Source organism: Paenibacillus sp. P4_A7 (assembly GCF_056402455.1).
Map to the genome: position 1 here is coordinate 1 of NZ_JBFUHJ010000362.1, position 5,784 is coordinate 5,784.

Below are 5,784 nucleotides of genomic sequence, written 5' to 3' on the forward strand. Positions count from 1 at the left end.
CAGTTGCTCAACATAGAAATCAGTAAGCCATGGAGGTAAGGTAATGATTGGATTACCACAAGGTGAGGTTTTTTTAGTTGAATGGACAAATGAGTGGGAAAAGGAATTTTTATTGGAGAAAGATAAGATACAAAAGGTCATTGGTCGCGACATTTTAGCAGTTCACCATATTGGAAGTACCGCAGTTAAACATTTAAGTGCAAAAACAATTATCGATATTGCTATTGAAATTGAAGAGTTTATGAATGGTGAAAAGTGTGTTGAGCCTTTAGAAATTCTTGGTTACTCTTATAAAGGGACGAATGTTTTACCGGATAGACACTACTTTAGTAAGGGGGAGCCAAGAACCCATCAAATTCATATGTATCTAAGAGGGAATAAATATTTACTTGAAACGGGCACCGACAGCATAATGCGGTAGTTACTTAATGTATAGTACCTATATTCTATATAATAAAGTGATAATTATTTCACTACTTCAAAGTTAAATAAAACTTGTCTAGAATAGAGGAGTAAGCTAAGTAAGCAATTCTATAACATATAGACATCACATTTATGAGGAGATGAATAAAGATGGAATTCCGTAAACTTGGAAAAAGCGGTTTAAAGGTTAGTGAGATTAGTCTAGGCAGCTGGTTGACATATGGTGGATATGTAGAACGTGAAAATGCATTGAAAGCAATTCAAACGGCATATGGGCTAGGTATTAATTTTTTTGATACTGCGAATGTGTACGAGAGAGGGGCGGCTGAAAAATTACTCGGCGAAACGCTCCAGGCTTTCCCGCGTGAATCATACGTGCTCGCCACCAAGGTGTTCGGCCAGATGGGCGATGGACCTAATGATCGAGGATTATCTCGGAAGCATATTATAGAACAATGCCATGCAAGCTTGAAGCGACTCGGAACTGATTATGTTGATCTGTATTACTGCCATCGTCATGACCCGGAAACGCCGATGGAAGAGACACTTCGAGCGTTAGATGATTTGGTCCGCCATGGGAAAGTGCTATACATCGGTGTAAGTGAATGGACAGCAGCGCAAATGGCGGAAGCTCAAGCGATTGCAGATCGCTACTTGCTCGATCGTATCATAGTTAATCAACCTATCTATAATATGTTTAATCGCTATATTGAGAAGGAAGTCATACCTTATGGTGAGCGAAATGGCATTGGACAAGTCGTGTTCTCGCCGCTTGCACAGGGTCTATTAACGGGCAAATACAGCTCAGTCACTGATTTTCCGGCGGACAGCCGCGCCGCGAAGCTGGATAGAATGCGGAAAGGTGTTACCGAAGATAAAATTAACAAAGTGGTTGAATTGAGCCAAGTAGCATCAGAGCTTGAACTTTCAGTAGGTCAGCTTGCACTTGCTTGGATTCTGAGACAGCCCAATGTATCGAGTGCTTTGGTTGGCGCGAGTCGCCTTGAACAAGTGGAGGAAAACGCGAAGGCATCAGGTGTTGTGATAAGTGCTGAAGTTGTAGAACGTATTGAACAGATTTTGGCATAAAATTTAATCCATGATCTTGAGTAGTGTATCGCATATTTAGTTGCGAATTATCAAGACAAGCTATGTAGTATAAAACAGTATATGCCGGATTATTCCGCGTACAAAACAATGAAGCTGTTCAAGGTTAACACCTCGAGCGGCTTCATTATTTTTATGAAAACGGCATACCTCATTCAAAGCTTGAAAGCTGCTGTTGAACATTCGCTAGTCAGTCACGGCTTTGGATGACGAGTAGTAATCCTTCACTTAATTGAATGGTACCTGTCTGGTCAATCAGAACATTACTAATTCCAAGTGACTGGCCTATGGTTAACTCAGCTTCATGCAGCGGGTATTGAAAACCAGTAAGAGTGATTCCTTTTACACACATGGTAAGTGGGAGCAAGGAGACATTGGCATACCCTTTTTTGTCAATCGTTAATTGGTTCGTAGCCATATAAATTTTATTATGGTTATCAATAATCATTGCAGGAACGTTTTCTTTAGCTGCGAGTGCGAGCAAATGGACGTTGGCCAGAGAATGATCGAACCTTGTACCGAGCGCACCGAGCAGCACTAGTTCTCTTGGTTTTAAATCCAGTGCGAGGCGCACTGCCATTTCGGTATCCGTATAATTTTTGTCGACAGGGTCACAATCAATCGTTTGTCCACTTTTATTACGAATATCTATAAGCTCTGCTTCAGTCACGGAATCAAAGTCACCGATGGCTATATCTGGTCGGAATCCTTGCGAGATAAGGAACCGCGCGCCGCTGTCTGCACCTATCAGCATATCGCCTAGCTGAATATGTTCAATGGCCCAAGCGTCCAATTGTCCTCCCGTGCATATTACTATTCGAGGCTGCATCTATAATCTTCCTTTCTTATGTTACGAAAACTGAGGTTAACGAAAACAAGTATAAAGCTTTTTGTTCAGTAAAAACTAGTATAATCCATTGATCCTCTGAAATCATTCGCAGTATTCGCGAAAATTGACGTTGCGAACTCGAATTCTCCCAGCTAAAATAAGGAAGGAAGTACCAACGGGTCGATTGGTGCATGGGGCGGGAAGCGGTGAATTTCAGGGGTGGATATCTTCGGTATATTTAGTATTATTGGTACAATAGCTTTCGCGGTCAGCGGTGCTATAGTAGCAATGGAGGAAGAATACGATATATTAGGCGTTTTCGTACTAGGCTTAGTGACAGCGTTTGGTGGAGGCGTAGTGCGCAATATGTTGATTGGCATGCCAATTACAACACTTTGGAGCCACGGCTATTTGTTGAAAATAGCGATTATCGCAATGACTGTTGCGTTCCTGCTGCCACTCAATTGGATTCAACGCTGGCGGCGAAGTGAAGCTTTTTTTGATGCTATCGGATTATCCGCCTTTGCTATTCAAGGTGCGCTTTATGCAACAGAAATGAAACACCCGCTTAGTGCAGTACTCGTTGCTGCTATGCTGACAGGTATTGGCGGAGGTATTATTAGAGACGTACTTGCTGGGCGTAAGCCGCTCGTTTTAAAGGATGAAATTTACGCCGTATGGGCGATGCTTGGTGGAGTAGTAATTGGACAAGGCTGGGCCAAGTCTGATCTTGAATTATTAATTCTATTTGTCATTATTATTACGTTTAGAATGTTGTCGGTATATTTCAAATGGAAGTTGCCGCGCCGTTCACTCAAGCTTAATGCTGAAAGTACTGAAATACAGCAGAAAGAAGGATTTTGATGAAAGTACGTATTTTGTTCGTTTGTCTAGGAAACATCTGTCGTTCTCCCATGGCGGAGGCGGTCATGCGACATCAAGTGGAGAAAGCTGGCTTATCTAAACTGATCGACGTGGATTCAGCAGGCACAGGGGATTGGCATTTGGGTCATCCGCCGCATGAAGGTACTCGCAAGCAATTGGAACAGCACCAAATATCACATGAAGGAATGAAGTCGCGTCTCGTTATAAATAAGGATTTTGAAACCTTTGATTATATCGTTTGTATGGATTCCAATAATTTGCGTGATGTGAGAATGCTTATGGAAGCCGCTAAAGACGAATTAATCGATGTTGATGGCTCAAGAAAACAGCTATTCACATTTATGGAGCTTCTTCCAGATAAAGAGATTGTTGACGTTCCAGACCCATATTATGACGGGAATTTTTCGTTTGTTTATGAGTTAGTAGATGCTGGATGCAAGCAATTGCTAAATCGAGTAAGAAACGATATGAATATATAAGGATATAAAAAAAGAACTGTCTCAGGTCAAAAGCCTGTTAGGACAGTTCTTTCTCTTTCTACTTGCATACCTATTTAGTTATTCAATCTCAATGAAATAGGAGAGAGCCTGTGCAAGCTCTTTTTGCCAGAAGCCCCATTGGTGCTTTCCATCTTTCTCTTCATAAAAAATGGTTGCTTGCTTCAGCTCCAGCAATGCCTTCGCATTACGATTCAAGGATACGAAATCATACACACCCGTATCAGTTTCATACGCGTCCTCCTGTAACCCGACGATCATATAGATCGTTAACCAGCTTAAGTCTTCTGAATTCGCTATTATTCCTTGTGAGCTTGCATAGTAGGCACCGGACAATGACATTACTCTAGTGAACAATTGTGGATATTCAAGCGCCAAGTGAAGCGAAACAGAGCCACCGAGTGAATCACCTGCAAGCAATCTCTGTTCTGCGTCCCTTCTCGCTGAATAACGCTCTTCTATAAAAGGAAGAAGCTCTTCAGCAAAAAAGCGTAAGTAATCTTGGTGTCGATTTCCGTCAGGCGTATACTCTGCAGTCCGATATGTTTTATCCACATCGACACCTACAATGATAAATGGCTCCAACCCTTCATCTAAAATTAACCTTGTAGCAGTTGTCGCGATTCGACCAAAGTTGAAAAAATCCTCACCGTCTTGGCAATATACAACAGGGTAGCTAAGCAATTCATTATAGCCCGGTGGCAAAAATACGCGCAAATTACGCGATTGTTCCGGAAGGTAACGACTAGGAACCGTTTCTTTGTTAATTGTTCTTTTTAAATATTTGTTATCTGTCATTTCTATATCTCCCTTTAAAATGGTTTATTGAATGGAATGGAGCGGTTGTGGGTAAACAATAGAAAGGTGTACAGGGCATAAAGTGGATTTCTGACTTGTTGTATTATGCTGTTATACTGAAAATTTAAGTCTGTAGCATATACAATTTCTTAAAGAATGACGAGAATCAGCGAAAAAACAACGGTTTTTTTGCTTTTTCGCTTTGAACTTTTGCTAAACAGGGGTATAATAATTCTATAACAGAGGTAAACGTTTTTCAAATATTTCAATTGAGGTGAACGTTCAAAATGAGCAAATTGCCATACGAAGTTCAAACGGAACCGGTAACGCCGCTATCCGTGTTGTCACTCGAGGGTGAAGTTGTTAATCCGGATTTGATGCCGACATTGACAGATGAACAATTAAAAGAAGTTATGTATCGCATGGTATTTACACGTACTTGGGATGAGCGTGCAGTTAATCTTGGACGTCAAGGGAGACTTGGATTTTACGCGCCAGTTTCTGGTCAAGAAGCATCGATGGTTGGTAGTGAGTATGCTCTAAACAAAGACGATTTTATTTGTCCAGGTTACCGTGATATGCCACAGATCGTTTGGCATGGTCTACCTCTATACCAAGCATTCTTATATTCGCGTGGTCACCAGCATGGGGGACAAATCCCGCAAGACGTGCATGTGTTGATGCCGCAAATCATTATAGGCGCTCAAGTTTTGCACGCTACTGGCGTTGCAATGGCATTTAAGAAAAAGAACGAGAAACGTGTTGCGATCACTTATACAGGTGATGGCGGTTCTTCTGAAGGCGATTTCTATGAAGGTATGAACTTTGCTGGTGCTTACAAATTGCCAGTTATATATGCTGTTCAAAACAATGGCTATGCGATTACTACACCTTTCGCTAAGCAAACAGCTGCATTATCGATTGCGCATAAAGCGGTTGCTGCCGGTATCCGCGGAATTCAAGTAGACGGAATGGACGTACTTGCTGTTATTAAGGCAGTTCAAGAAGCTGCTGAACGCGGCCGTAATGGCGAAGGCGCAACATTGATCGAAATTTTAACATACCGTTTCCGTCCACATTCCATGGCGGATGACACAACAAAATATCGTACAAAAGAAGAAGAAGCAGAATGGGCATTGAAAGATCCACTTGTACGTTATGGTAAGTTTTTGGAGAAAAAAGGTCTTTGGTCGGATGAAGATACGAACCGTGTGAAAGAAGAAGCGAAAGCTACTGTCAATGAGC

Annotated in this window: 6 protein-coding genes and 1 pseudogene; 5 read left to right on the top strand and 2 right to left on the bottom strand. The window is 41.7% G+C overall.

Annotated elements, in window-relative coordinates; all coding sequences use genetic code 11:
* Positions 1-43: 43 nt before the first annotated feature.
* Positions 44-394, top strand: a pseudogene (locus AC1DWN_RS26215) (GrpB family protein); the annotation flags it as partial.
* Between the two features lie 179 nt (positions 395-573).
* Positions 574-1,512, top strand: coding sequence for an aldo/keto reductase family protein (locus tag AC1DWN_RS26220; protein ID WP_477561832.1), 939 nt, complete (start codon positions 574-576; stop codon positions 1,510-1,512).
* Between the two features lie 208 nt (positions 1,513-1,720).
* On the opposite strand, the gene AC1DWN_RS26225 is transcribed toward AC1DWN_RS26220, so the two are convergent.
* On the bottom strand, positions 1,721-2,359 hold the full coding sequence (locus tag AC1DWN_RS26225) for a thiamine diphosphokinase (RefSeq protein WP_477561833.1): 639 nt from the start codon (positions 2,357-2,359) through the stop codon (positions 1,721-1,723).
* A 219-nt stretch (positions 2,360-2,578) separates the two neighbouring features.
* On the opposite strand from AC1DWN_RS26225, the gene AC1DWN_RS26230 reads away from it, so the two are divergent.
* Complete coding sequence (locus tag AC1DWN_RS26230) at positions 2,579-3,223, top strand: trimeric intracellular cation channel family protein (RefSeq protein WP_477561834.1); 645 nt, start codon at positions 2,579-2,581, stop codon at positions 3,221-3,223.
* A complete protein-coding gene (locus AC1DWN_RS26235; protein WP_477561835.1) occupies positions 3,223-3,723 on the top strand; it encodes a low molecular weight protein-tyrosine-phosphatase in 501 nt (166 codons plus the stop codon). Before AC1DWN_RS26230 ends, AC1DWN_RS26235 begins: the two co-directional genes overlap by 1 nt.
* Positions 3,724-3,801: 78 nt before the next feature.
* Here the strand turns inward: AC1DWN_RS26235 and AC1DWN_RS26240 are convergent, their stop codons facing one another.
* Complete coding sequence (locus tag AC1DWN_RS26240) at positions 3,802-4,539, bottom strand: alpha/beta hydrolase (RefSeq protein ID WP_477561836.1); 738 nt, start codon at positions 4,537-4,539, stop codon at positions 3,802-3,804.
* A gap of 287 nt (positions 4,540-4,826) precedes the next feature.
* Here AC1DWN_RS26240 and pdhA point away from each other — a divergent pair.
* A partial coding sequence (gene pdhA, locus AC1DWN_RS26245) for a pyruvate dehydrogenase (acetyl-transferring) E1 component subunit alpha (RefSeq protein WP_477561837.1) occupies positions 4,827-5,784 on the top strand: 958 nt, incomplete at its 3' end.